21 protein-coding genes are annotated in these 25,421 nt (G+C 61.6%); 15 read left to right on the top strand and 6 right to left on the bottom strand.

Features of this window, described 5'->3' with window-relative positions; translation table 11 throughout:
* Positions 1-24: 24 nt before the first annotated feature.
* Together ACO1VH_RS11225 and glgA are read right to left on the bottom strand one after the other, a co-directional pair.
* The gene (locus tag ACO1VH_RS11225; RefSeq protein ID WP_486244560.1) at positions 25-3,396 is read right to left on the bottom strand and encodes a maltotransferase domain-containing protein; all 3,372 of its coding nucleotides are present in this window, start codon (positions 3,394-3,396) and stop codon (positions 25-27) included.
* 118 nt (positions 3,397-3,514) lie between these two features.
* Entirely contained in the window at positions 3,515-5,065 is a 1,551-nt protein-coding gene (gene glgA / locus ACO1VH_RS11220; protein WP_486244559.1) for a glycogen synthase GlgA, read from the bottom strand.
* Positions 5,066-5,603: 538 nt separating this feature from the next.
* Between glgA and ACO1VH_RS11215 the strand changes: the two genes are divergently transcribed.
* From ACO1VH_RS11215 to ACO1VH_RS11200, 4 genes are all read left to right on the top strand, one after another.
* Entirely contained in the window at positions 5,604-5,891 is a 288-nt protein-coding gene (locus tag ACO1VH_RS11215) for a hypothetical protein (RefSeq protein ID WP_486244558.1), read from the top strand.
* Positions 5,892-6,021: 130 nt separating this feature from the next.
* Positions 6,022-6,486: a hypothetical protein gene (locus ACO1VH_RS11210; protein ID WP_486244557.1), complete on the top strand. Its 465-nt coding sequence runs from the start codon at positions 6,022-6,024 to the stop codon at positions 6,484-6,486.
* 293 nt (positions 6,487-6,779) lie between these two features.
* Complete coding sequence (locus ACO1VH_RS11205; protein WP_486244556.1) at positions 6,780-8,270, top strand: DEAD/DEAH box helicase; 1,491 nt, start codon at positions 6,780-6,782, stop codon at positions 8,268-8,270.
* A 161-nt stretch (positions 8,271-8,431) separates the two neighbouring features.
* On the top strand, positions 8,432-8,908 hold the full coding sequence (locus ACO1VH_RS11200) for a VOC family protein (RefSeq protein ID WP_486244555.1): 477 nt from the start codon (positions 8,432-8,434) through the stop codon (positions 8,906-8,908).
* 10 nt (positions 8,909-8,918) lie between these two features.
* Here ACO1VH_RS11200 and gluQRS read toward each other — a convergent pair whose 3' ends face one another.
* Together gluQRS and ACO1VH_RS11190 are read right to left on the bottom strand one after the other, a co-directional pair.
* Positions 8,919-9,830 (bottom strand): tRNA glutamyl-Q(34) synthetase GluQRS, encoded by a 912-nt coding sequence (gene gluQRS, locus ACO1VH_RS11195; protein WP_486244554.1) that lies wholly within the window; start codon positions 9,828-9,830, stop codon positions 8,919-8,921.
* On the bottom strand, positions 9,827-10,771 hold the full coding sequence (locus ACO1VH_RS11190; protein ID WP_486244553.1) for a LysR family transcriptional regulator: 945 nt from the start codon (positions 10,769-10,771) through the stop codon (positions 9,827-9,829). The genes gluQRS and ACO1VH_RS11190 overlap by 4 nt, the downstream gene beginning before the upstream one ends.
* A gap of 124 nt (positions 10,772-10,895) precedes the next feature.
* Between ACO1VH_RS11190 and ACO1VH_RS11185 the strand changes: the two genes are divergently transcribed.
* From ACO1VH_RS11185 to ACO1VH_RS11150, 8 genes are all read left to right on the top strand, one after another.
* The gene (locus ACO1VH_RS11185) at positions 10,896-11,594 is read left to right on the top strand and encodes a pirin family protein (RefSeq protein ID WP_486244552.1); all 699 of its coding nucleotides are present in this window, start codon (positions 10,896-10,898) and stop codon (positions 11,592-11,594) included.
* A 205-nt stretch (positions 11,595-11,799) separates the two neighbouring features.
* Entirely contained in the window at positions 11,800-12,417 is a 618-nt protein-coding gene (locus tag ACO1VH_RS11180) for a thermostable hemolysin (protein ID WP_486244551.1), read from the top strand.
* On the top strand, positions 12,401-13,861 hold the full coding sequence (locus tag ACO1VH_RS11175; RefSeq protein ID WP_486244550.1) for an AMP-binding protein: 1,461 nt from the start codon (positions 12,401-12,403) through the stop codon (positions 13,859-13,861). Before ACO1VH_RS11180 ends, ACO1VH_RS11175 begins: the two co-directional genes overlap by 17 nt.
* 1 nt (position 13,862) lies before the next feature.
* On the top strand, positions 13,863-14,537 hold the full coding sequence (locus tag ACO1VH_RS11170) for an iron-containing redox enzyme family protein (protein WP_486244549.1): 675 nt from the start codon (positions 13,863-13,865) through the stop codon (positions 14,535-14,537).
* The gene (locus ACO1VH_RS11165) at positions 14,534-15,328 is read left to right on the top strand and encodes an SDR family oxidoreductase (protein ID WP_486244548.1); all 795 of its coding nucleotides are present in this window, start codon (positions 14,534-14,536) and stop codon (positions 15,326-15,328) included. The genes ACO1VH_RS11170 and ACO1VH_RS11165 overlap by 4 nt, the downstream gene beginning before the upstream one ends.
* A gap of 29 nt (positions 15,329-15,357) precedes the next feature.
* On the top strand, positions 15,358-16,020 hold the full coding sequence (locus ACO1VH_RS11160) for a tetratricopeptide repeat protein (protein WP_486244547.1): 663 nt from the start codon (positions 15,358-15,360) through the stop codon (positions 16,018-16,020).
* A 13-nt stretch (positions 16,021-16,033) separates the two neighbouring features.
* Complete coding sequence (locus ACO1VH_RS11155; protein WP_486244546.1) at positions 16,034-16,699, top strand: response regulator; 666 nt, start codon at positions 16,034-16,036, stop codon at positions 16,697-16,699.
* On the top strand, positions 16,696-18,090 hold the full coding sequence (locus ACO1VH_RS11150; RefSeq protein ID WP_486244545.1) for an ATP-binding protein: 1,395 nt from the start codon (positions 16,696-16,698) through the stop codon (positions 18,088-18,090). The genes ACO1VH_RS11155 and ACO1VH_RS11150 overlap by 4 nt, the downstream gene beginning before the upstream one ends.
* A 26-nt stretch (positions 18,091-18,116) precedes the next feature.
* Here the strand turns inward: ACO1VH_RS11150 and kdsA are convergent, their stop codons facing one another.
* Together kdsA and ACO1VH_RS11140 are read right to left on the bottom strand one after the other, a co-directional pair.
* Entirely contained in the window at positions 18,117-18,959 is an 843-nt protein-coding gene (kdsA, locus tag ACO1VH_RS11145) for a 3-deoxy-8-phosphooctulonate synthase (RefSeq protein WP_486244544.1), read from the bottom strand.
* Between the two features lie 123 nt (positions 18,960-19,082).
* Positions 19,083-19,925, bottom strand: coding sequence for a sulfurtransferase (locus ACO1VH_RS11140; RefSeq protein WP_486244543.1), 843 nt, complete (start codon positions 19,923-19,925; stop codon positions 19,083-19,085).
* Between ACO1VH_RS11140 and ACO1VH_RS11135 the strand changes: the two genes are divergently transcribed.
* From ACO1VH_RS11135 to msbA, 3 genes are all read left to right on the top strand, one after another.
* The gene (locus ACO1VH_RS11135; RefSeq protein WP_486244542.1) at positions 19,924-20,082 is read left to right on the top strand and encodes a hypothetical protein; all 159 of its coding nucleotides are present in this window, start codon (positions 19,924-19,926) and stop codon (positions 20,080-20,082) included. The two genes, ACO1VH_RS11140 and ACO1VH_RS11135, sit on opposite strands and share 2 nt — an antisense overlap.
* Positions 20,079-23,534, top strand: a complete 3,456-nt coding sequence (gene dnaE / locus ACO1VH_RS11130) for a DNA polymerase III subunit alpha (RefSeq protein ID WP_486244541.1) — start codon at positions 20,079-20,081, stop codon at positions 23,532-23,534. The genes ACO1VH_RS11135 and dnaE overlap by 4 nt, the downstream gene beginning before the upstream one ends.
* A 121-nt stretch (positions 23,535-23,655) precedes the next feature.
* Positions 23,656-25,392: a lipid A export permease/ATP-binding protein MsbA gene (gene msbA / locus ACO1VH_RS11125; RefSeq protein ID WP_486244540.1), complete on the top strand. Its 1,737-nt coding sequence runs from the start codon at positions 23,656-23,658 to the stop codon at positions 25,390-25,392.
* Positions 25,393-25,421: the final 29 nt, after the last annotated feature.

Here is a 25,421-nt window from a genome sequence, read left to right as displayed (position 1 = left end):
ATGGCGCGTGTTGCGGTCGCGGTTTCAGCCGGGGCGGATGCGCCAGATTGCGAACGGCTGTTGCTGCGGATCAAGCCGGATCTGCTGCTGCCTGCCGTGCCAGACGAAATGCGCATCGCTGGTCAGTTCCTCGACGTGCACGGCGCCGTCGTCCGGTAGGCCGAAGCGCCACAGTGGCACGTCGATCGTGGCATCGTGCGCGTGGAACGGATCGAGGTTGATCGCCACCAGCAGCGCGTTGTCGCCGAAACGCTCGTCGTCGCCGCTCTGCAGATCGCGCGTGAACTTGGCGAAATACAGAATCGCGTCGCTGGATGCGTCATGGAAACGCACGCCCAGATGCGTGTGCAGCGCTGGATTGGCGCGACGGATGCGATTGAGCATCGCGATCTCGCGCACGATGTTGCCGGGGCGACTCCAGTCCCACGCGCGGATTTCGTATTTCTCCGAATCCAGATATTCCTCTTTCCCTGTGACCGCCTGCGCCTCGCACAGTTCGAATCCGCTGTACATGCCCCACAATCCGGAAAGCGTCGTTGCCAATGCGGCACGGATCAGAAAGCCGGGCCGGCCGGAGCGTTGCAGGAAGACCGGATTGATGTCCGGCGTGTTGACGAAGAAATGCGGGCGGAAGAAATCGCGCGGTTCGCCCATCGTCATTTCATTCAGGTAATCGATGAATTCCTGCTTGCCGTGGCGCCACGTGAAATACGTGTACGACTGCGAGAAGCCGACCTTGGCGAGGCGATACATCGGCTTGGGCCGCGTGAAGGCTTCCGACAGGAAGATCACGTCCGGCGCGCGGGACCGCACGTCGTCGATCATCCATTCCCAGAACGGCAGCGGTTTCGTGTGCGGATTGTCGACGCGGAACACGCGCACGCCTTCGCGCACCCACAGCAGCACGACGTCGCGCAGAGCCAGCCACAGGTCGGGCACTGCCGGATCGTCTTCGTTCGCCGCATAGAAATCGACGTTGACGATGTCTTCGTATTTCTTCGGCGGGTTTTCCGCGTAGCGGATCGAGCCGTCTGGCCGCCACGCGAACCAGCCCGGATGCTCCTTCAGCCACGGATGATCGGGCGAACACTGGATCGCGAAATCGAGCGCGATTTCCATGCCGTGTTCGGCGGCGGCCACCAGCAGCCGGCGGAAATCCTGCAGCGTGCCGAGTTGCGGATGAATTGCATCGTGGCCGCCGAGTTCGGAGCCGATCGCATACGGGCTGCCGGGATCGTCGGGCGATGGCGTCAGGCTGTTGTTCTTTCCTTTTTTATTCTTGCTGCCGATCGGATGAATGGGCGGAAAGTACAACGTGTCGAAGCCCATGTCGCGCACGGCTGGCAGGCGACGGATCACGTCGTCGAAAGTGCCGTGGCGCGACGGATCGCCGCTCTGCGAACGCGGAAACAATTCGTACCAGCTGGCGAAGGCGGCTTCGCGCCGTTCCGCATCGATGCAGTATTCGTCGCTGCGCGTGCCGAAGGCGCGCAGATCGGCAGCCTGCATCAGTTGTGCCGTATCGGCCGACAGCAGCAGTGCAAGCGTGTGTTCGGCATCGTCCGCTTTCTTTTTGACGGACGATTTTGCAGGCAGCTGTTTCAGCAGTTTCTTCAATGCATCCGCATGCGTGCCCGTATGCGGCGCTGCCGTTTTTTCGATCAGCTGGCAGCCTTCGCGGATTTCCAGCGTGACGTCGAGCCCGGCCTTCAGCTTCTTTTCCAGTTCGTCGCGGAAGGTGGCGAAATCGTCGCGCCACGCGAACACGGCGAACAGATGACGGCCGATGCGTTGCAGCGGCAGCATGGCGCGCCAGCGATCGTTGCCGATCGGCATCATCGCCGCTTCCTGCCATGTCTCGTCGTCGGCGGCGCGCCACAGCACGGCGGCGGCCAGCTTGTCGTGGCCGTCGCCGAAGATGTCGGCTTCGACGGCAACCGGATCGCCGGCGATGCGCTTGGCGACGAAGCGGCCGTGATCGACGACCGGCGTGATGTGTTCGATGGCAATGCGCGGGGCCTTTGCGGCGCGCAGCGTCTCGCGCAATGTCGCGGTTTTTCCGCCGGTCGACAGCACGATGGGCCGCGCCGGCTGCAGTTCGTGCATCTGCACTTCCGACGGCGTGAGCGTGGCGCCCTGCTGCATCGGTTGCAGCGGCAGCGCCCAGCCGCTCAGCCGTTCGCGCAGCAGCGCGGCGGAGATGTGCCGCTCCTGATGCGTATCGGCATTGACGATCGCCAGTTCGGCGGGGGACGAGGCGAACGGTTCGCTCTGCCGCAGCAGCAGCGCGATGTCGGCATGCGGCGCGGACAATTGCTGCAGCGGCTGGCGCAGGTTGTCTGCATGGCGATGCAGGCGATGGTTGACGGCTGCGATCTCCTGCGTCAGGTCGAACAGCGGCTGTTCGCGCCAGCGCGCGTCCTGATGCAATTCGCCGAGCGCGGCGTCGGCGCCGAAGGCGAATCCTTCGGTCAGCAGGATGCCGTCGCCAGCCAATGCGGCGACCTGTAGCGCGCGCAGGCAGGCGCGGCGCGCGCTTTCGGCGTCGTCCAGATGCAGGCGATGGATCAGGCGGCCGCCGGCCGGATCTTCAGGCACGGCGATGACGGGCGCCACGGCCGACAGCCGCCGGTTCTCTTCGGCGAACCAGCTGGCGTGATAGTCCCACCACGCATCGGACGAGAACACGGCGTCGAAGCCGCAGCCGGCGATCGCGGCCAGTTGCTCCGGCGTGCAGCCGGGCGTCCACGCGAGGAAGGCTGTGTCACCGGCGGTCGAGCGGGCGTGCGCGATCAGCGTCTGCCACAGCGAAGGCGCCATGCGCGCGATGCCGAGGCAGCGGAAACCGCCGACGCCGGCTGCCAGCCATTGCGACAGTTGCGTCTGCCAGTAATGCGTGGCGAGCTGCATGCCAGGCGCGTCCATGCGCAGTTGCGCATGGCGATCGTCGTGTGGCGCCGCGCTGAAGCGCGGATCGGGCAGTGCATGCGTATCGTGTTCCGGCAGGAAGAAGTTTTCCTCGTGGTGTGTGAAGCAATGGTGCGCGATAGGGAAGCGGTCCAGTTCCAGATCGAGCAGCAGGCGCAAGCCGGTTTCGCGGCATGCGCCTGCGAAGCGCGTGAGCGCACTGTCGCCGTCCTGTTCGCCGGCAAACGATGCGAGGGCATGGCCGGCCAGCAGGATGGTGTCGAATTCCATTGCCGCCACGCGCACGAGCAGGGGTTGCCAGCCGGCGGTGCGAACGATGTCTTCGGCGGCAATGCAATGGATTCGCGGCGGGCGCAAGCCCGGAACGGCCTGGCTGTCCATGATCAGAGCAGTGCGGTGCGTGGTGAAGAAAACTGCAAGGAAAGCAGTGAAGCTGTGTCGCGGGAAACGTTGTCTGCATGCAGGCATGCGTTGCATCTGCTGCACGTGCATGTACGGCAGCGCGCACGAACGCAACCGGCGGCGATGGTCGTCATCGTCGCCGTTGCCTTCATGATGCGTGCCGTTTGCGGTACGTCTGTTCCCCTCATGCGATGAGTTTGTAGTGGGACGGATTCACGACGGTCTGTTGCTTGCTCGCGCGCGGCTTGAGCAGATCGAGAAAGAGCTGCCGTGCCGGCAGCGGTGCGATCTTCGCGTAGAGCTGGATGTATTGCGCGGCCGGACCGCTCCACGAATAGTTGCCCTGCATCGCGCGGCGCTGCATCGATTGCCAGACGGCCGGGCGCATATACAGGTGCAGCGCGTGCGCGATCGCATCGACCAGATCGTCGGTTTCCTCGCCGTCGAACAGGATGCCGTTGGCTTCGGAAACCGGCAGGTAGTCCCGACCGGCATCGACGATGGTGTCGCACAGGCCGCCGACGCGCGAGGCGACGGGGATGGTGCCGTACAGCATCGAATAGAGCGGCGTCAGGCCGAACGGCTCGAAGCGGGTCGGGTGCAGCAGGATGTCGGCGCCGGCATGCAGCGCGTGTGCGCGCCGCTCGTCGTAGCCGATGAAGACACCAATGCGGTCCGGATGCTGTTCGGCCAGCTGGTGGAACTGTTCTTCGTATTGCGGTTCGCCGCAGCCCAGCACGGCGATTTGCAGATGCGGATGTTCGTGCAGGATGCGCGGCATCGCGGCCAGGATCAGATCTGCCATCTTCTGGTGCGTGATGCGGCTGCCGATTGTCATCAGCGGCGTGAACTGCTGGATCGGCAGGCCGAACTGTTTCTGCAGATCGCGCTTGCAGGCGGATTTGCCGGCCAGATCGTCGACGCTGAAATTGCGCTTGATCATCTTGTCCGATTCGGGATGCCAGACATCGAGATCGACGGCATTCGGAATCGCGTGCAGCACGTGGCGGCGGCGGTTCAGCATGTCCTGCATGCCGTAGCCGAAACGCTCGGTCAGGATTTCCTTCGCATACGTTTTACTGACGGTGGTGATGCAGTCGGACCAGGCGATGCCGGCCTTCAGATAGCTCATCTTGCCCCAGAATTCCATGCCGTCTTCGGTGATCATGTCCTGCGGGATGCCGATTTGCGGCGCTATCTCGACCGGATAGTTGCCTTGGAACGCGAGGTTGTGGATCGTCATCACGGAACCGATGTCGGTGATGTTTTCCAGCTTCAGCAGTGCGGCGATCAGGCCGGCATGCCAGTCGTTGGCCTGCACGACGTGCGGCACCGGATAGTTGGCGCGGCCGGCGCAGATGCGCACGGCAGCGTGCGCCAGCGAGGCGAAGGCGATCGCGTTGTCGTCCAGTTCGTGGCCGCTGTGGTCGACGTAGGGATTGGCGGTGCGCCGGTCGAACAGCGGCGAACGCAGCAGCAGCACCTTGACGCCGGTATCCGGCATCGTGCCCAGAAAGAGTTCGGCATCGCCGCCCGGCAGTGCAGGGAGATCGGCGATCTTCTTCACGCCCAGCGCATTGCGCACGGCCGACGGATAGCCTGGAATCAGGATGGTGACGTCCACATAGGATGTCGATAACGATGCAGCCAATGCGCCGATGACGTCTGCCAGGCCGCCGGTCTTGACCAGCGGCACTGCTTCCGAGGTGACGAGAAGAACACGTGGTTGCGGCATTTGGCTTCTCCCTTTTCATTGATCGGCGGCGAGATGGAGCGGATTGCGCCATTGCTTCACCGTACGTTCACGATACCGAACGATGCGTGTCGGGCGAATCAGACACTGCCGCGACAATTTGTAAGAAAACGTTACCTGATGACGTTTCGTTTCCTTGAGGAATTGCGTGGAATTTCCGGGAGGGAAAATTTTCCCGCATCGCGAAACAGTGATGCACGTATTTGATGCGAACACATGGGATGACACGTTTGCTTATGCATGTTCCGTGCCTGTGAAATCCGGCCATGAATGTGGCCATTACCCATACACGGCGTGTCTATGTCGTACCTATGCACAGCAGTTGAAGCCCAATCCATGATTGGGCAACGCTTGCAGCATTTTTTGCCTTGCTTCATAAGCGGCATTTATCGGCGGATAAAAAGAAATGCCTGTCCGGGGATCGAAATCATTATGTAGTTGAAATACATATATGGATATACTCGCCACTTTGCGTCGGCCTGCGTTGCCGGCATTCATTGCATGCAAGGAGAAAAGCCAGATGTCCGCCATCGAGTATTGCGGCTACCGGATCGAGGTGTTCGTGGAAGAGCAGAACTGGGGATTCGCGTCTGGCCAGTGGCGCGGCGGTTTCCGTTTCTGGCGCGATGGCGGCGCCTCGCCGCGCGCGTGCACGATCAGCCGTACCGAGCGTTCCGCCTACGATGCGCGGCAGAAGGCGTTGCGCATTGCGATGTCGTTCATCCGTGCCGAAATCGCGATGGAAGAACGCGGGCCGGATGAGCATGGCGCGGTATTCGTGCATCGCGCGGCGGTGCGCCACGCCTGATGCGGCAAGGCGTGGTGTGATGGTGTTGGTGTGATGCCGCGAGGTGCGATGCGGCGCATGCTATCGTCTGCTTCCCTGAGCTGAATTCATCCGAAGCGAGACGAACATGAATGTGAGCATGCGCACGAACATGCCTGCAACCCACAATCTGCCGCCGCTATATGCGCCATTTTGTCTGCGGTTTTATTCGCTGGTGCTGTGCCTGTTGGCACTGTGTCTGCCGGTTTTGCTGCCGGCCGCGCTTGCGCAGGAAGCCGTTCCCGCTGCCGAGGTCGCGCTATCGCACGACGCGCCGGTGCAGTTGCTCGGCAAGTTGAAGGGCACGCAGCGCGATGTGCAGGATTACGTCGCCCATCTGGAAGCCGGCGATACCCTGGACGTGGAATTGAAGGCGTCTGCAGCTTCTTCCACCGCGTTCAATGTGTTGCCGCCCGGCAGTGAAACGGCGCTGTATGTCGGCATGATCGAAGGCGAGACGCACTGGACGCATGAAGTGGCGCTGGCCGGCGACTATACGGTGCGTGTCTACCTGACCCGGGCCGCCGCGCGCAAGGGAACCTCGTCACGCTATACGCTGACGCTGATCCGCCGCTGAAGCCGGGCGCCCTCCGGGTTGCGGCCAGCCGGCTTCCGTTTGCCTGCAAATCGTTGATAAATCACGGATTTTATGCTTCGGGCGTATAATGTCGGCTTTCCGTCGAGGCGGGGCCGCGGCGGCCGGGAATGAAGCGTCGCATCGGATTTTCCTCCCGGTCGCGGCCGGGCATTTCCCTCGCCGTCATCGAGCCAATCACTATCTGAAAGAAACCGGGTCTTCGCGGAAGACGCTGCGGCACCGCTGCACCTTTTATCCGCCCGCCTGCACTGCGGCAGGACCTGCCGACCACCATGTCCGACAACCAATCTGCACCATCTACCGCACCTACCGTTCGTTTCCAGGATTTCGGTCTTGCGCCGGAAATCCTGCGCGCCTTGAGCGACCAGGGTTACGTGCATCCGACGCCGATTCAGGCCGAGGCCATTCCCGTGGTGCTGAAGGGGCGCGACGTGATGGGCGCGGCGCAGACCGGCACCGGCAAGACCGCCGGTTTCTCGCTGCCCATCATCCAGCTGCTGATGGCGCATGCGAATACCAGCGCCTCGCCGGCGCGCCATCCGGTGCGCGCGTTGATCCTGACGCCGACGCGCGAGCTGGCCGACCAAGTGGCCGACAACGTGAAAGCCTACGCCCAGCACACGCCGCTGCGTTCGACTGTGGTGTTTGGCGGCATGGACATGAAGCCGCAGACCGTGATCCTGAAAGGTGGCGTTGAAATTGTCATCGCCACGCCAGGCCGCCTGCTGGACCACGTGGAACAGAAAAACATCAACCTTGGCCAAGTGCAGATGCTGGTCATGGACGAAGCCGACCGCATGCTCGACATGGGCTTCCTGCCCGACCTGCAACGCATCATCAACCTGCTGCCGAAGCAGCGCCAGAACCTGATGTTCTCCGCGACCTTCTCGCCGGAGATCAAGAAGCTGGCCGGCAGTTTCCTGAAGAATCCGGTGACGATCGAAGTCGCGCGCAGCAACGCGACCAACGAAAACGTCACGCAGATCATCTACAAGGTCGAAGAGGAAGCCAAGCGCGATGCCGTCTCGCACCTGATTCGCGAGCGCAACCTGAAGCAGGTGATCGTGTTCTCGAACACCAAGATCGGCGCGTCGCGCCTGGCGCGTCATCTGGTTGCCGAAGGCGTCAAGGCATCGGCCATCCACGGCGACAAATCGCAGTCGGAACGCATGCAGGCGCTGGAGCAGTTCAAGGCCGGCGGCGTCGAAGTGCTGGTCGCGACCGACGTCGCCGCGCGCGGTCTCGACATCGCCGAACTGCCGTGCGTGATCAACTTCGATCTGCCGTACAACGCGGAAGACTATGTGCACCGCATCGGCCGCACCGGCCGTGCCGGCGCAACCGGCGATGCGCTGTCGTTGTGTTCGGAAAAGGATGCGCGTCTGCTGGCCGACATCGAAAAGCTGACCAAGCAGAAACTGGTGCCGGTCGAACTGACGGGTTTCGTGCCGCGCAGCGGCCGTGATCGCGGAGCGGAACGCGGCGGACGCCGTGAACGCGATCGCGATGACGGACGTGGAGAAGGCCGCAGCCGCAACAATCAGGGAGCACTCGGTACACACAACACGCATAGCAGCCACAGCTATACGCCGGGCGCACGCGGCGCCTACGCCGCACCGCGCAAGCAACCGTTGGACCCGTTCTTCACGCAGCCTTACGTGCCGTCGTCGGAGGCGGCAAGCGAAGCGAAACCGGCGGAGAACAAATCGTCGATCAAGCCGCAGAAACAGAAAGTCGCCGCGCTGTTGGGCGGCAAGCGCTAAGGGAGAGCAAGGGCACGCAAGTGCCCTTTTTTATTGGCGGTACGCTTTTGAACGTCGATGCGTATCCGCTATCGAAGACATTCGGAAAGCCGGGGCGATGAGAAGCCGATGTCGGCATCGTCTCGCTTCCTTCTGTTCTTGTTGTTGCGAAGGAGACTGACATGACGGACAGACAGAAAATCACGCCCTGCCTGTGGTTCGATTTCAACGCGGAAGAGGCGGTCGGCCATTATCTGAGTATCTTCAAGCATTCGCGCATCGTGCAGATCCTGCATTACGGCGATGCGGTTCCCGAGCGGAAGGAGCAGGTGCTGACCATCCTGTTCGAACTCGAAGGGCAGCAATTCATCGCGTTGAACGGCGGTCCGCAATTTCCTTTCACCGAGGCGATTTCATTGAGCGTGGATTGCGCCGATCAGCGCGAAGTCGATGAGCTGTGGACACGCCTGTCGGCCGGCGGCAGCGAAGGCCGGTGCGGCTGGCTGAAGGACAAGTTTGGCGTGTCGTGGCAGATCGTGCCGCGTCGCATGATGGAGATGCTCGCCGATGCAGACAGCGAACGCGTGACGCGTGCCATGCAGGCAATGATGACGATGGGGAAACTCGATATTGCGCAGCTGGAACTGGCTTACCAGTAGCGTATTTCCATCACGCGCGAGCGAAGCGTAGCGACCAGGCGGCCAACGCTTGGTCCCAGAAATGCGCGACCGAGTCGGTCCGTTCCACGGCGAGTTGCAGAAAGCGCGCCGCGCGCAACAATTCGCCGACGGCATCGTTCAGGTCGAGCGCAGCCGCGCCGGTTTGCTTCGACAGCTTTTCTCCCATCTGGTTGACGACGACGGGCACGTGCAGATAAGACAGTGTCGGATAGCCGAGCAAATGCTGCAGATAAATCTGCCGCCCGGTCGAATCCAGCAGATCGGTACCGCGCACGATATGCGTCACGCCCTGTTCAGCGTCGTCGACGACGACAGCCAGTTGATAGGCCCAGAAGCCGTCCGCGCGTTTCAGCACGAAATCGCCGACTTCGGTCGCCAGATGTTGCGTCTGTGGTCCGAGCCAGCGGTCGTCGAAGACGATCGTTTCATCCGGCTGGCCGACGTCCGGCACGCGCAGACGCAATGCACGTGCTGTACGTCCCGGCGCGAGGCCGTGGCGGCAGGTGCCCGGATAGATGGCGGCACCATCGGCGGCGAATCTGGGTTCGAGTCCGAGTCGCGAATCGGCGATTTCGCGGCGCGTGCAGCCGCATGGATACGTGTAGCCGTTCAAGCGGTCGAACGCGGCCTGATACCGTTCCTTGCGCTGGCTCTGCACCACAATCTCGCCATCATGCTGCATGCCGAATACCTGCAGCGCATGCAGGATCGCTTCCGCTGCACCGGCTACGGTACGCGCTTCGTCGATGTCTTCGATGCGCACCAGCCAGCGGCCGCCATGCGTACGCGCATCCAGATAGCTGGCCATCGCGGCGACCAGCGAGCCGGCATGCAACGGACCGCTAGGCGACGGTGCGAAACGGCCGATGTAACCGGAAGAGGGGGATATCGAGTGAGTCATCGCTTACCTGTTTTTTTCATTGCATCTGCCCCTAGCAGCATCTGCTGGACATGCGGTTCGGCCAGCCTGGTCAGGAACCACTTCAGGCACTTGCCGCGGCCGTCGGTGCGCCACGCATATTGCGGCGTGCCGCCGGGTTTGACTGCATCCGTTTGTTTTTCCACCAGCGCGCCGGACGCCAGATGCGGTTCGGCCCATTTGCGCGGCAGGTAGCCGCAGCCGAGGCCGGCCAGTTGCGCCGCCAGCTTGTCGCACACGGTCGGTACCGTCAGCGTCGATTGGCCGGTCAGCAGGCCGGCCGTCACGCCGGGCAGCATGCGGCCGCTGTCGCCGACCGCGACGGCGCGGTGCTGCTGCACGAGCGCGGCCGGCAGGGGATCGGGCAGGGCGGCCAGCGGATGATCCGGCGCGACGGCGAATACCCATTCGACCTCGCCCAGCGGCCGTACCCGGAAGCCGCTGCTGCCGCGTATCAGTTCCGGGCCGTCATACGATGCGCCGATGGCAAGATCGGCCTCGCCGTCGAGCAGCTTTTCCCAGACGCCGGACATTACTTCAGTCGAAAAGCGCAGCCGCGTACCGGCATTCTGGCTGTCGAATTCGCGGATCAGCGGCATCATCCGCTCGAACGGGATGAGGGCGTCGAGCACGATGCGCAGTTCGACTTCCCAGCCGGTGGCGGTACGCTTGACGCGCTGTTCCAGCTCGGCGGCGGCGCGCAGCAGGTGGCGGCCTTCATTCAGCAGCTCCTGGCCGGCCGGCGTCAGCTTGGCGCGATGGCCGCGCCGGTCGAACAGCAGCACGTCGAGATCTTCCTCCAGTTTGCGCACACTGTAGGTCAGCGCCGACGGCACGCGATCGAGTGCGACGGCGGCCGCGCCGAAGCTGCCCTTGCGGTCTATCGTGTCGAGAATGCGAATGGCTTCCAGCGTGAGGTTCATGGCGGAAATTTAAATATTCAAAATATTTGAATAAGTTGCCCTGAATTATGCCCTTATTCATTTGTCTTTGCGCGTCTATAGTGGAACCCAGTTACACAATAAAACTCACGGAAAGGACAACATCATGCTCGAAGTCCGCAAAAGCGAAGACCGCGGCCACGCCAACCACGGCTGGCTCGATTCCCATCATTCATTCTCGTTTGCCGATTACTACGACCCGGACCACATGGGTTTCGGCCCGCTGCGCGTGATCAACGACGACCGTATCGCGGCCGGTGCCGGTTTCGGCACGCACGGCCATCGCGACATGGAAATCATCACCTACGTGCTGGAGGGCGAGGTGGCGCATCGCGACAGCATGGGCACCGGCAGCACGATTCGTCCGGGCGACGTGCAGCGCATGAGCGCAGGCACCGGCGTGCAGCATTCGGAATTCAATCCGTCACAGGAAAACGGAACGCACTTGCTGCAGATCTGGATTCAGCCGGCGGCGAACGGCATTGCGCCGAGCTACGAGGAAAAGAACTTTCCTGCGGAACAGAAGCGCGGTCGCCTGCGCCTGATCGCCAGCCCGGATGCCGCCGACGGTTCGGTGCTGATCCATCAGGATGCGAAGGTCTATGTCGGCCTGTTCGACGGTGCGGAAAGCGCATCGCTGCCGTTGGCGGAAGGACGTCGCGCCTATGTGCACATTGCGCGCGGCGAGGCAGAAGTCAACGGCGTGGTGCTGAAGGCTGGCGATGCGCTGAAGATAGTCGATGCGGCATCGGTCGACATCGCCGATGGGCATTCGGCGGAAGTGCTGGTGTTCGATCTGGTCTGATCTGATGACCATCTTTGCAGTCATCACGCGCATTGCACGTGTGATGGCTGCAGTCATATCGGTCGCATTCGTGGTACGGTTCGAATTGGCTAAATGGCAAGTGGCGGCGCGCATGTCATATCAATGCCATCTTCAATTAATGTCCGCTTAATTTTCACCTTCTAATCTGCAGCCACTCGCAATACCGTGGAGGTATCGAATGGCCATGCAATGTCCCGCATTTTCCGGCCCTGGCACGGAAGGAAAACCTGCCGAAACACGTCACGATCATCACCGCGCCGAATGGATAGGGCGCGACCATCCTGATCGACTCTCCCTGCAGAATTACATTGCCGCCGTATTCCTGAAGAACTACGGCGCGCAGGTCCATACTTTTTGCGACATGCTGATCGGTTGCCGCGGCACCGACGGCAACTGGATCGCGGCGATGGGCTATTCGCTGGCGCGCAACGGTCGGACCTTTCTTGAACAGTACCTGGATGCGCCGCTCGAAAATGCGATTGCCGCGCACGTGCGCACGCCGGTCTGCCGCCAACACATCGTCGAAGTCGGCAATCTGGCTGCCTGCCATGTCGGTGCGGCGCGTGCGCTGATCGTCGGCATGACGCGCTATCTGCACGAACAGGGACTGGTCTGGGTCGCCTTTACCGCGACGCCGGCCCTGCTGAATTCCTTTACCCGGTTACGCCTGGAGCCGCATGTGCTGTGCGTTGCCGATCCTGCGCGTCTGACGGATGGCGGCAAGAGCTGGGGAACTTATTACGCAACCCGTCCGAGCGTCATGTTCGGCGACATTCGCAGCGGCTATGCAGAACTGGTTTGATCACAACATGGCCGATCGCGTATGCATCAGCGGCAGTGGCCTTTCTCTGCGTCAGGCGGAATTTCGCCAGCGCATCGATGCACAACGCAACGCCTTGCTGGCGCGCACGCAGCCTGACGCGCCGGTCGCTCTTCTGGCCGACAACACGCCAGACTGGATTGCAATCGATCTGGCGACACAGGAACTGGGCATCACGCTGATTCCGCTGCCGCTTTTCTTCACGCCGCAGCAATGGATGCACGTGATCGCGAGTGCCGGCGTGCAGGCAATCTACTGTGCAAAACCGGAGCAGGCCGCGCAACTGGGTTTCACGCGCGTCGTGGCGCAACACGGCCTGGCTTTGTGTGAACGTCCCGATGCCGTCGCGGCGATTGCCTTGCACGGTGTGCAGAAAATCACGTTCACCTCCGGCACGACATCGGCGCCGAAAGGTGTCTGCCTTGAGGCGGCGCAGCAGTGGGACGTCGCGCATGCGTTGCATGCGGAACTGGGCGCATTCGGCATCCGGCGACATCTCTGTCTGCTGCCGCTGGCCGTGCTGCTGGAAAATATTGCGGGTGTCTATACCGCGCTGCTGGCGGGTGCCGAGACGATCTGCCCACCGCTGGCCGAAGTCGGCCTGCATGGCGCCAGTGGGTTCGATGCGTCGGCTTGCCTCGATGCGATCGGCCGCCATCGCGCTGAAAGCATCATCGTGTTGCCGCAGATGCTGCAGGCGATGGTCGCGTATGCGCAGCCGCAGGATGAGCGGATCGCATCGCTGAAGTTCGTCGCGGTCGGCGGCGCACGCACGCCACAGGGCTTGATCGAAGCGGCGCGTCGCAAGGGCTTTCCTGTCTACGAAGGTTACGGCCTGTCCGAATGCGCGTCCGTGGTCGCGTTGAATCTGCCCGGCGCAGAGCGTGCCGGCAGCGTCGGCAGGCCGCTGTCGAATCGCAAGGTGCGCATCGCCGCCGACGGCGAGATCGAGGTCAGCGGCATGCCACCTACGCATTACCTCGGCCAGCCGTGCAGCTCGTCGCAATGGCTGCCGACCGGCGACATCGGCCATCTCGACGACGAAGGTTATCTGTTCATCGACGGCCGCAAGAAGGATGTGCTGATCACCGGTTACGGCCGCAACGTATCGCCCGAGTGGCCGGAATCGGTTCTGCTGGGTACGGGCGCCTTTGCGCAGGCGATCGTATTTGGTGATGCGCAACCGTGGCTGGCGGCACTGGTCGTGCCGGCGTCGCCGCGCATCGATGCGCACACGATGCAGGCTGCGGTGGCAACTGCCAATTCCATCTTGCCCGACTATGCACGCATTGCGCGCTGGATGGCCGTGGCCCCGTTTTCCCCTGCCGAAGGACTGGCGACCGCAAACGGTCGCCTGCGCCGGCAGGCCATCTGGCAGCGCTACGAGCAACAGGTGCTGCCACTGTTCGACCAGTCAGGAGCATGACGTGCAATTTTTCGACATCTTGAAACAGAAGACGGAAGCGGAACGGCAGCAGCTGTTTTCGATTCCTGTGATCCAGGACGCATTGCGTGGCGACATCGTCGTCGGCCAGTACATCGCCTTTCTGACGCAGGCTTATCACCATGTGCGGCATACGGTGCCGCTGCTGATGGCATGCGGTAGCCGGCTCGATGGCCGACATGAATGGTTGCGTACCGCGATTGCGGAATACATCGAGGAAGAGCTTGGTCATGAAGAGTGGGTTCTCTCGGACATCGCTGCCTGCGGCAGCGATGCCGATCGCGTACGCGAATCGATGCCGCATCCGGCAACCGAGACCATGGTGGCCTATGCCTATCACCAGATCGACCGCCGCAATCCGGTCGGTTTCTTCGGCATGGTGCATGTGCTGGAAGGCACGAGCACCGCACTGGCCAGCAACGCTGCTGCAACAATTCAGACCGTGCTCGGTCTGCCGCCGGCGGCGTTCAGTTATCTGAATTCGCATGGCAGTCTTGACCTCGAACACGTGCAGTTTTTCGCCAACCTGATGAACCGGCTGGAAGAGGAGCGCGACAAGGAAGCGGTCGTGCATTGCGCAAGCATGATCTACAGGCTGTACGGCGACATCTTCAGAAGCCTGCCCAGCAAGGCACAGGCAGGCAAGGGAGGGAAATGATGGCTGCTTCGAAAAACTATCGGGCGGTACTGACCGGCGCCGCCGGCGGCATCGGCCAGGAAATCGCCAAGGCACTCATGGCGCAATGTGCGCATCTGATACTCGTGGGACGCAACCGGGCGGCGCTGGAAACGCTGCGGTCGCAACTCGATGCCGACAAGGTATATATCGTCGACGGCGATCTGACGCAATCCGCCACGCTGGAGCGCATCGTCCGGATCGGCGACACGCTTGGTGGCATCGACCTGCTGGTCAATAACGCCGGCAGCAACGACTTCCATGCGTTCGAAACGCAATCTCCCGACGTCATTCGCAGCATGATGGAAATCAATCTGATTGCGCCCATGCTGCTGTCGCGCGCGCTGATCCCGCTGCTGAAGCGTGCGGCACGCGCGCAGATCGTCAATATCGGTTCGGTGATGGGCGGTATCGGTTTTCCCGGTTATGCGGCCTATTGCGCCAGCAAGTCGGGTCTGTACGGATTTTCGCAGGCGTTGCGGCGCGAGCTGGTGGATACGACGATCGACGTACGTTATTTCGCGCCACGCGCCACGCGTACCGCAATCAATGGCGATGCCGCCGTCGCGATGAATCGCGAATTGAAAACCGCGGAAGATACGCCCGAGGATGTCGCGCATGCCTTCGTCGATTTCCTGAACGGCAGTGCGCGTGAACGTACATTGGGCGGCAAGGAGTCTTTCTTTGTTTTCGTCAATCGCGTCTTCCCGGGTTTGCCGGAAAGGGCGATCCGTGGCCAGCTCGGCATTATCCGCAAGCATTTGCCGGAATAGGCAATCATCTTTTCAAAAGCGAGGAACACATGAACCGTATTGCACAATTCTCCCGATTCGCCTTCGCAGCTGTCTGTGCGTCGGCGCTGCTGTCCGCCACGGCGTTTGCTGGCGTCGACGAAGACGTCGCCAAGCTGCAGCATGAGTGGGCGCAAATCAAATATCAGACACCGAAAGACCAGCAGGAAAAGCAATTCGAGCAACTGATCAAGGAAGCCGACCAGGTTGTTGCGCAGAATCCGAACCATGCAGAAGCGCTGATCTGGCACGGTATCGTCGAAGCCAGTTATGCCGGTGCCAAGGGCGGCCTTGGTGCCTTGTCGTCCGTCAAGAGCGCAAAAAAATCGCTGGAGCAGGCGTTGGAAATCGATCCGAAGGCGCTCGGCGGTTCCGCCTATACCAGTCTTGGTTCGCTGTATTATCAGGTGCCGGGCTGGCCGATCGGTTTCGGCGACAACAAGAAAGCGCTCGAATACCTGAAGAAGGGGCTGGAAATCAATCCGGACGGTATCGATTCGAATTATTTCTACGGTGACTATCTGTTCCGCGAAGGCGATCTGGACGGCGCCGAGCGTGCATTGCGCAAGGCGCTGCAGGCCGCGCCGCGCAAAGGGCGTGAAGATGCCGATGCCGGTCGTCGCGGCGAAATCAATCAGTTGCTGGACAAGATCGCCGCCAAGCGCAAGGGATGATTGGAGAGCCTAATTGCGAATACTGCTGGTCGAGGATGATCCCCTGCTGGTGTCCGGCCTGAAGCTGGCGCTGGAGAAGATGCATCACACCGTGGAACACGTGGCCGATGGCCGCAGCGCGGTGCATGCGTTGGCCGACAACGCATTCGACCTCGCCATTCTCGACATGGGACTGCCGAAGATGGATGGTGCCGATGTGCTGCGCAACGTGCGCGGCGCGGGCAACATGCTGCCGGTCCTGATCCTCTCCGCGCGCGACGGCATCGAGGATCGCATCCTGGGTCTAGACCTGGGCGCTGACGACTACCTGGTCAAGCCGTTCGAACTGGCGGAGTTGCTGGCGCGCGTGCGCGTCATCGAGCGCCGTCGCAGCGGTGCCACCGGCAACCGCCTGCAGGCGGGCAGGTTGACGCTGGACCTTGCCAGCTTTTCGGTGCTGTGGGACGACCATCCGGTCGAACTGGTCCGGCGCGAATTCATGCTGCTCAAGCATCTCGCGGAAAATCCGCAACGTGTGTTCAACCGTACCCAGCTGGAAGAATCGCTGTATGGATGGGGCGAGGGTGTCGAGAGCAATACGATCGATGTGCACGTGCATCACATCCGCAAGAAAATTGCGCCGCAGGTAATCAAGACGATACGCGGCGTCGGTTACCGGCTTGGCCAGGTGGAAGAATGAAGCAGGGCAGCTATTCGATACGCCGTCGCGTGATTGGCTGGACGCTACTGGCGATGCTCGTCATCTTCGGCGGCGTCGGTCTTGTCGCTCGCCACCTTGCCATACGCGAATCGGACGAATTGCTTAGCGCGCGTTTAGCTACGTCCGCCCGCGTGGTGGAGGCGCTGGTGGCGCGCCAGGTGGAGCATGCCACGATCAGCCATCCCATCGTCATTACCTTGCCGTCAGCGCTGGAAAAAACGCATGACGACAATCCGCATCCTTACGGACACCATTACGAAACCAAGGTCGCCTTTCAGGTCTGGGACAAGGACGGTATGTTGCTGGCACGTTCCGAATCCGCCCCCGATACGGTTCTTGCGCCTTTCAAGCCGGGCTTCGGCACCCATCAGGCAGGAAACTCCACCTGGCACACTTTTTCCTTGCCGTCTGGCGATGTCTGGATTCTCACTGGAGAAAAGGATGCCGTCAGGCGGGAAATGGTGAACGGCATCAGTTTGGCCATCGGCATACCGCATCTGATTGGCGGTGTCGTCATGCTGCTGGTGGCAAACCTGATTCTGCTCATCAACATGCGGCCGTTGCGCGAACTGGCTTCGCGGATTTCACGTCGGAAGCCGGAATCGCTGGAGCCGATAAAACTTGAAAAGACGCCTCACGAACTGGCGCCCATCGTGCAGGAATTGAACGATCTTCTGTCGCGCGTGAAGGATGCGTTCGACCGCGAGCAGCGCTTCCTGAATGCGGCTGCACATGAAATTCGCACGCCGATTGCTGCCTTGCAACTGCATCTGGAAAACATTCAGCATGCGGAAACGCAGCAGGAACGCGAAAAGTCGCTGGCAGATGCCTTGCAGGGATTGCGCCGCACGATCAACCTGGTCGAACAGTTGCTCGCGTTAAGCAGGATTACGGCGAAGACCGGCAAGGAGAAATTCCAGAAAGTATCGCTCAACAGCATCAGTTGCGAGACGATTGCGGCGCATGAGCCGCTGATCACGCGGCGCGGACAGAACGTAGCGCTCGAAGCGGGGGAGGATGACGTGGTCTGGGGCGCGCCGTATACGCTGCAGCGCTTGTTGCAGAACCTGATTGAAAATGCGTCGCAGTATGGTTCGCCCGATGGCGAAATCGTCGTCCGGGTGGTATCCGGACGCGATGCGATCGCGTGGAGCGTGGAGAACGACGGCGCATCGATTCCTGATGCGGAAATGCAGAACATCTTCCTGCCGTACTACCGTATTCTCGGCAGCAATACGCCCGGCACCGGACTGGGACTGGCAATCGTCAAGGAAATCGTCCAGCAGCATGGTGCCACGATCCACATGCGGCCGAAGCCGGATGGTCAAGGTAACGTTGCCACTATATTGTTCCCTCGATCATCCGTCTAGCGGCATGCAGCCGGCCGGTGTGAGGGTCAGGCTTCGATATCGAGCACCGGGAAGGACTTTACCAGATCGTCCAGCGCTTTCAACTGGCCGAGGAAGGATTCCAGCTTTGCCAGCGGCAGCGCGCTCGGGCCGTCGCATTTCGCCACGTTCGGATCGGGGTGTGCTTCGAGGAACAGGCCGGCCAGCCCGACGCCCATGCCGGCGCGCGCCAGGTCCAGCACTTGTTCGCGGCGGCCGCCGGAGGCCGCGCCGCCCGGATCGCGCTGCTGCAGCGCGTGCGTGACGTCGAAGATCACCGGCAGGTTGTCGCAGGTTTTCTTCATGACGCCGAAGCCGAGCATGTCGACCACGAGATTGTCGTAGCCGAAATTGCTGCCGCGGTCGCACAGGATCAGCTGTTCGTTGCCGGCTTCGCGGAATTTGTCGACGATGTTGCGCATCTGCGATGGGCTGAGGAACTGCGGCTTCTTGATGTTGATCACGCGGCCGGTCTTCGCCAGCGCGGTGACCAGATCGGTCTGGCGCGCGAGGAAGGCTGGCAGTTGCAGCACGTCGACGACTTCCGCAACGGTAGCGGCCTGATACGGCTCGTGCACGTCGGTGATCACCGGCACGCCGAAGGCTTTCTTCACGTCTTCGAAGATGCGCATACCTTCTTCCAGGCCGGGGCCGCGGTACGAATGGATGGAAGAGCGATTCGCCTTGTCGAACGAAGCTTTGAACACATAGGAAATGCCGAGCTTGCTCGTCACGCGCACGTATTCTTCGCAGGATTGCATCGCCAAATCGCGCGATTCCAGCACGTTGATGCCGCCGAACAGCACGAAGGGCAGGCTGTTGTCGACCTTGATGTCGCCGATATTGATCATGGTGTGTGTCTCGCTGGTTATGCGTTGGTGGTGCGTTGATTATGCGGTTGTTGTACGTTTGAACATCGGGTTGCACAACGCTATGCGTTGCCGATTCATGTTTGCTAAGCGCTTACTTATTTCTTAGTCGCAGCAATGCGGGCAGGATTTTCCTGCAACGAATGCCGGCGACAGCTGCTCGCGCGGCGATACGACGCTCTTGCATGCAGGGCAGGTGAGCGGCACGCTGCTCGGCTCCAGCTGCGGATTCAACGCCGTGCGGTGATCGAAGACGAAGCAGTCGCCGGTGTAATGCGCGCCGCCGACTTCCTCGAAGTATTTCAGGATGCCGCCTTCCAGCTGATACACGCTGTCGTAACCGACGTTCTTCATATGGATCGCGGCTTTCTCGCAGCGGATGCCGCCGGTGCAGAAGGTGACGACGGTCTTGTCGTTCAGTTCTTCCTTGTGCTTCGCGACAACGTCCGGGAATTCGCTGAATTTCTCGATACGGTAATCCAGCGTGTTGTCGAAGGTGCCGACGTCAACTTCGAACGCATTGCGCGTATCCATCATCACCACCGGTTTGCCGTCGTCGTCGTGGCCTTGGTCGAGCCAGCACTTCAGTGTCTTCGCGTCGACGGCCGGTGCGCGGCCTTCCTCCGGCTTGATCAGCGGATGCTTCATCGTGATGATTTCGCGCTTGAGCTTGACCAGCATCTTGTTGAACGGTTGATCGTCGGACAGGCTTTCCTTGACTTCGATGTCGGCAAAGCGCACGTCGCTGCGCAGCCAGGACAGGAAACCGTCGATCGCTGCACGCGTGCCGGCCAGGAACAGGTTGATGCCTTCCGGGCTCAGCAGCACCGTGCCTTTCAGTCCGAGCGATTGGCATTGTTCCAGGAAGGCAGGGCGCATTTCCGCCGTATCGTCGAAGGTGACGAATTTGTAGGCAGCGATGTTGACGAATGAGGAAGTTGCTTGCATGGCGCGTATTTCGGATGACCGCCCTTGCGATTTGGATAACGGTTGGGATGCGGCCAATAGCGGCATCGCCGGTCTGCAAGGGCAAGCCGCCATTATAAACTTTGCCGGCGCCGGCATGCCGGATCGCGAGGGCATCGCGGTAGAATACCGGCCATGACAGACCCGCAATTCATCCACCTCCGCCTGCATTCCGAATACTCGATCGTCGACGGTCTGACGCGTATCGACGACGTGATCGACGCCGCGGCGAAGGACGGCCAGCCGGCGCTGGCGATCACCGACCTGGCCAACCTGTTCGGCATGGTCAAGTTCTACAAGGAAGCGCGCGGTCGCGGCATCAAGCCGGTGGTCGGCTGCGACGTCTGGATCAGTAACGACAACGACCGCGACAAGCCCTTCCGCCTGTTGCTGCTGGTGAAAAATCATGGCGGCTATCTGCAGTTGTGCGATCTGCTGTCGCGCGCCTGGCTGACGAATATCCACCGCGGCCGCGCCGAAATCCGGCCGGAGTGGCTGGAAGAAATTGCACGGCAGGAGCAGAAGGGCCTGATCGTGCTGTCCGGCGCGCATTTCGGCGACGTCGGCATCGCCATCGACAACGGCAATGCGGCTGGCGCCGAACGTGCGGCGCAACGCTGGGCCGAGCTGTTTCCCGGCCATTTCTACATCGAGGTGCAGCGCGCCGGGCAGCCGAACATGGAGGCCCACGTGCGTCAGGCTGTCGCACTGGCCGCCAAGCTGAATCTGCCGGTGGTCGCCACGCATCCGGTGCAATTCCTGTCGGCCGAGGAATTCACCGCGCACGAGGCGCGTACCTGCATTTCCGAAGGCGAGATTCTCGCCAACCCGCGCCGCGTCAAGCGTTTCAACGAGCAGCAGCGTTTCCTGACGCAGGCCGAAATGGCCGAACTGTTCGCCGACATGCCGAATGCGCTGCGCAATTCGGTCGAAATCGCCAAGCGCTGCAATCTGGTGCTGACGCTGGGCAAGCCGCAACTGCCGAACTTCCCGACGCCGAACGGCGTGTCGATCGACGAATTTCTCGTGCAGGAAGCCGAGCGTGGACTCGAAGCGCGGCTCGAACATCTGTATCCTGATCCGGCCGAACGCGAGAAGCAGCGGCCGCGCTACGTCGAGCGCCTGCACTTCGAGACCGACACCATCATCAAGATGAAATTCCCCGGCTACTTCCTGATCGTGGCCGATTTCATCCAGTGGGCGAAGAACAACGGTGTGCCGGTCGGGCCGGGCCGCGGTTCCGGCGCCGGTTCGCTGGTAGCGTATTCCTTGCTGATTACCGATCTCGATCCGCTCAAGTACAACCTGCTGTTCGAACGCTTCCTGAATCCGGAACGCGTATCGATGCCCGACTTCGATATCGATTTCTGCCAGGAAGGCCGTGATCGCGTGATCCAGTATGTGAAGGATCGCTACGGCAAGGAAGCGGTGTCGCAGATCGCAACCTTCGGTACGATGGCGGCCAAGGGCGCGGTGCGCGACGTCGGCCGCGTGCTCGATTTCAATTACACGTTCTGCGACGGTCTCTCCAAACTGATTCCGTTCAAGCCCGGCAAGCAGGTCACGATCGCCGATGCGATCAAGGAAGAACCGATGCTGGCCGAGCGCATGGAGAAGGAAGAAGAGGTCAAGCAGCTGCTCGATCTGGCGCAGCAGGTCGAAGGTATCGCACGCAACATCGGCATGCACGCCGGCGGCGTGCTGATCGCGCCGGGCAAGCTGACCGATTTCTGCCCGTTGTACACGCAGGGCGGCGACGCCGGCGTCGTCTCGCAGTACGACAAGGACGACGTCGAGGCGGTCGGCCTCGTCAAGTTCGACTTTCTGGGTTTGACCACGCTGACGATCCTCGATCGCGCGGTGCGCTACATCAAGCAGCTCGATCCGGCGATGGCCGATTTCGATCTGGCGAAACTGCCGCTTGACGATCGCCCTTCCTACGAACTGCTGACCAAGGCCAAGACGGTCGCCGTGTTCCAGCTTGAAAGCCGCGGCATGCAAGGCATGCTGAAGGATGCGCGGCCCGACCGCTTCGAGGACATCATCGCGCTGGTGGCGCTGTACCGTCCGGGTCCGATGGACCTGATTCCGGATTTCTGCCGACGTAAGCACGGCGAGAAGTTCGAGTATCCCGATCCGCGTACCGAAAGCATCCTGTCCGAAACCTACGGCATCATGGTCTATCAGGAACAGGTGATGCAGATGGCACAGGTGATCGGCGGTTATTCGCTGGGCGGCGCCGACTTGCTGCGCCGCGCGATGGGCAAGAAGAAGGCCGAAGAAATGGCCAAGCATCGCGAACTGTTCCGCGAAGGCGCGGCGAAGAACGATCTGTCTGCCGACAAGGCCGACGAAATCTTCGACCTGATGGAGAAGTTCGCCGGCTACGGCTTCAACAAGTCGCACGCTGCCGCTTACGCACTGCTGTCGTATCACACCGCCTACCTGAAGGCGCATCATCCGGCCGCGTTCATGGCAGCCAACATGTCGCTCGCGATGGACGACACCGACAAGGTGAAGATCCTGGTCGAGGATGCGATCGATATCTGCGGCCTGACGATGCTGCCGCCGGACGTGAACCAATCCGATTACCGCTTCACACCGGTCGGCGAGGCAGGCAAGAAGGCAACGCAGATTCGCTACGGCCTCGGCGCCGTCAAAGGTTCTGGCAAGGGCGCAATCGATGCGATCATCGTCGCGCGCCAGGAAAAACCGTTCACCGATCTGTTCGATTTCTGCAAGCGCGTCGACAAGAAGCAGATCAACCGCCGCACCATCGAATCGCTGATTCGCGGCGGCGCCTTCGACTGCTTCGGCGTCGATCGCGCGATCCTGCTGGCATCGGTCGGCTTTGCGATGGAATGTGCGGAGCAGGCCGAAGCCGCCGCCAACCAGGTCAGCCTGTTCGGCGGCGACGATGGCGACGAAGCGCCGCCGGATTATGTGAAGGCGACGCCGTGGAGCGAGAAGCAGAAATTGTCGGAAGAAAAGGCGGCGCTCGGCTTCTATCTGTCCGGCCATCCGTTCAATTACTACGCGCCGGAAGTGCGTCGCTTTATAAGAACCCGCTTGTCCGATCTGCAGCCGTCGCGCGAGCCGCGCCTGATTGGCGGTGTGATCGCCGGCATGCGCGTGCAGATGACGCAGCGCGGCCGCATGGTGATCGCCACGCTGGACGATGGCAGCGGACCGGTGGAAGTCACCGTCTACAACGAGGTCTACGACGCCAATCGTCACCTGTTCAAGGAAGATGAATTCCTCGCGGTGCAGGGCAAGGTGTCGGAAGACCGCTTCTCCGGCGGCTTGCGCATCACGGCCGAGAAGGTGATGGACATCGCTGCCGCGCGCATCCAGTACGCGAAGTCGATCAACATCTCGCTGCAGGCCACGGCCGACGTCAATGCCTTGATGGCGACGCTGCAGGCTGCGGCGCGGCCGGACGGCAGCCCGGTGATCGTGCAGTACAGCAATCCCAAGGGTGTATCGGAATTGCGCCTGGGCGATCAATGGCGCATCAACCCCGACGATACGACGCGGCAGAAGCTCATCGATCTGTATTCGGAGCAGAACGTGCAGATCGCCTACGAATGAGCGCACAGCATAAGCGTCATGCGAAGCACAAGAAACATACGAAATATACGAACCAGCGCATCGACATGCATATCAATCACGGAGTCCGCGCCATGACGGACCGCACGGAGAGGCGCAAGCCATGAAGTTACCCGCACACATCAAACGCCTGCTCGGCATGCTGAAGCCCTACAAGGGCCGCCTGCTGCTGGCTTTCGTCGGCATGATCATCACCGCCGGCACCGAACCGATGTTCCCCGCGATTCTGCGCCCCTTGCTGGACAAGGGTTTCACCGGCAAGCCGAGCTTCTCGCTGTGGCTGGTGCCGGTCGCCATCATCGGCATCTTTGTCATCCGCGGGATTTCCACCTTCGCCACCAACTACACGATGACGTGGATCACGTCGCGCCTGCTGAGCACGCTGCGGCAGCAGATGTTCAACCGCATGCTGGACGTGCCGCTGAATTTCTACAACGGCCATCCGGTCGGTCGCGTCATCAATTCGATGATGTTCGAGGTGCAGCAGGTAATCGAGATGATCACCAAGATCCTGGTGCCGCTGATCCGCGACACGCTGACGGTCTTTGGCCTGCTGGCCTATCTGCTGTGGCTGAACTGGCGGCTGACGGTGGTGGCGCTGATCCTGCTGCCGCTGATCGCCACCGTCGTGCGCCTGACCGGCAAGCGCGTGCGCCGGCTGACGCGCGAGTACCAGAAGGTGAATGGCGAGCTGACGCAGGTGATCGAGGAAACGGCGCGCGCCAGCCAGGTCATCAAGATCTTCGGCGGCCAGGAATACGAACGCAGCCGTTTCGAGAAGCGCGCCGACAAGCTGCGCGGCTACACGATGCGCATGGTGACGTCGCTGGCGGCCACCACGCCGCTGACGCAGATCATGGCGTCGTGCGCGGTCGCCATCGTCATCGTCATCGCGCTGATTCAGTCCGGCCAGAACCAGACCACGGTCGGTGGCTTCGTCGCCTTCATCACGGCGATGTTGATGATGCTGTCGCCGCTGAAGAGCATTGCCGAGGTCAACGGCCCGCTGCAGCGCGGCCTGACGGCGGCCGAAGCGGTGTTCGGCCTGATCGACGAGCGGCCGGAACGTACCGATGGTCGTGAACTGACGCAGCGTGCCGCCGGCAAGCTGGAATTCGTCAATCTCGGTTTCTCCTATCCGGGCCATCAGCAGCGTGCGCTGCATGACATCAACCTGACCGTGATGCCGGGCGAGACGGTCGCTTTCGTCGGTATGTCCGGCGGCGGCAAATCGACGCTGGTGAATCTGGTGCCGGGCTTCTATCCGGTGACGGAAGGCGAAATCCGGCTGGACGGCGAATCGATCGCCGGCATCGCGCTACCCAGCCTGCGTCGCCAGATCGCGATGGTCAACCAGCATGTCGTGCTGTTCGACGACACGGTAGCGGCCAACATCGCCTACGGCGATCCGCAGCCGGATCATGCGCGCATCGTGGCGGCGGCGAAGGCGGCGCATCTGGAAGACGTGATCGCCGGATTGCCGGAAGGATTGGAGACGATGATCGGCGACAACGGCGGCCGCCTGTCGGGAGGACAGCGTCAGCGCCTGGCGATCGCGCGTGCGATCTACAAGGATGCGCCTATCCTGATTCTGGACGAAGCGACGTCGGCACTGGATACGGAGTCCGAACGTGCAGTGCAGGCGGCGCTGGATGAATTGATGCGCGGCCGGACCACGCTGGTGATTGCGCACCGCCTGTCGACCATCGAGCGCGCGGATCGCATCGTCGTGCTGGCCGAGGGTGGCATCGTTGAAACGGGATCGCATCAGCAGCTGCTGGAGCAGAACGGTGTGTACGCCAATCTGTATCACCTGCAGTTTGCGAAAGAGCCCGACTGATTTCCGGTACGACTACGGCTTCGCTGTCT

The sequence above is a fragment of the Oxalicibacterium sp. genome, from assembly GCF_057353965.1.
The sequence above is the reverse complement of the archived record's forward strand: the minus strand, read 5'-3'. Positions and strand labels throughout refer to the sequence as shown.

Excerpts from the sequence above, each read along its gene's own strand:
- glgA (WP_486244559.1), bottom strand. The coding sequence starts at position 5,065 with ATGCCGCAACCACGTGTTCTTCTCGTCACCTCGGAAGCAGTGCCGCTG.
- gluQRS (WP_486244554.1), bottom strand. The coding sequence starts at position 9,830 with ATGACTCACTCGATATCCCCCTCTTCCGGTTACATCGGCCGTTTCGCA.
- msbA (WP_486244540.1), top strand. The coding sequence starts at position 23,656 with ATGAAGTTACCCGCACACATCAAACGCCTGCTCGGCATGCTGAAGCCC.
- ACO1VH_RS11150 (WP_486244545.1), top strand. The coding sequence starts at position 16,696 with ATGAAGCAGGGCAGCTATTCGATACGCCGTCGCGTGATTGGCTGGACG.
- dnaE (WP_486244541.1), top strand. The coding sequence starts at position 20,079 with ATGACAGACCCGCAATTCATCCACCTCCGCCTGCATTCCGAATACTCG.
- ACO1VH_RS11140 (WP_486244543.1), bottom strand. The coding sequence starts at position 19,925 with ATGCAAGCAACTTCCTCATTCGTCAACATCGCTGCCTACAAATTCGTC.
- ACO1VH_RS11215 (WP_486244558.1), top strand. The coding sequence starts at position 5,604 with ATGTCCGCCATCGAGTATTGCGGCTACCGGATCGAGGTGTTCGTGGAA.
- ACO1VH_RS11135 (WP_486244542.1), top strand. The coding sequence starts at position 19,924 with ATGGCGCGTATTTCGGATGACCGCCCTTGCGATTTGGATAACGGTTGG.
- ACO1VH_RS11190 (WP_486244553.1), bottom strand. The coding sequence starts at position 10,771 with ATGAACCTCACGCTGGAAGCCATTCGCATTCTCGACACGATAGACCGC.
- ACO1VH_RS11165 (WP_486244548.1), top strand. The coding sequence starts at position 14,534 with ATGATGGCTGCTTCGAAAAACTATCGGGCGGTACTGACCGGCGCCGCC.
- ACO1VH_RS11210 (WP_486244557.1), top strand. The coding sequence starts at position 6,022 with ATGCCTGCAACCCACAATCTGCCGCCGCTATATGCGCCATTTTGTCTG.
- ACO1VH_RS11205 (WP_486244556.1), top strand. The coding sequence starts at position 6,780 with ATGTCCGACAACCAATCTGCACCATCTACCGCACCTACCGTTCGTTTC.
- kdsA (WP_486244544.1), bottom strand. The coding sequence starts at position 18,959 with ATGATCAATATCGGCGACATCAAGGTCGACAACAGCCTGCCCTTCGTG.
- ACO1VH_RS11160 (WP_486244547.1), top strand. The coding sequence starts at position 15,358 with ATGAACCGTATTGCACAATTCTCCCGATTCGCCTTCGCAGCTGTCTGT.
- ACO1VH_RS11200 (WP_486244555.1), top strand. The coding sequence starts at position 8,432 with ATGACGGACAGACAGAAAATCACGCCCTGCCTGTGGTTCGATTTCAAC.
- ACO1VH_RS11180 (WP_486244551.1), top strand. The coding sequence starts at position 11,800 with ATGCAATGTCCCGCATTTTCCGGCCCTGGCACGGAAGGAAAACCTGCC.
- ACO1VH_RS11185 (WP_486244552.1), top strand. The coding sequence starts at position 10,896 with ATGCTCGAAGTCCGCAAAAGCGAAGACCGCGGCCACGCCAACCACGGC.
- ACO1VH_RS11225 (WP_486244560.1), bottom strand. The coding sequence starts at position 3,396 with ATGCCTGCATGCAGACAACGTTTCCCGCGACACAGCTTCACTGCTTTC.
- ACO1VH_RS11175 (WP_486244550.1), top strand. The coding sequence starts at position 12,401 with ATGCAGAACTGGTTTGATCACAACATGGCCGATCGCGTATGCATCAGC.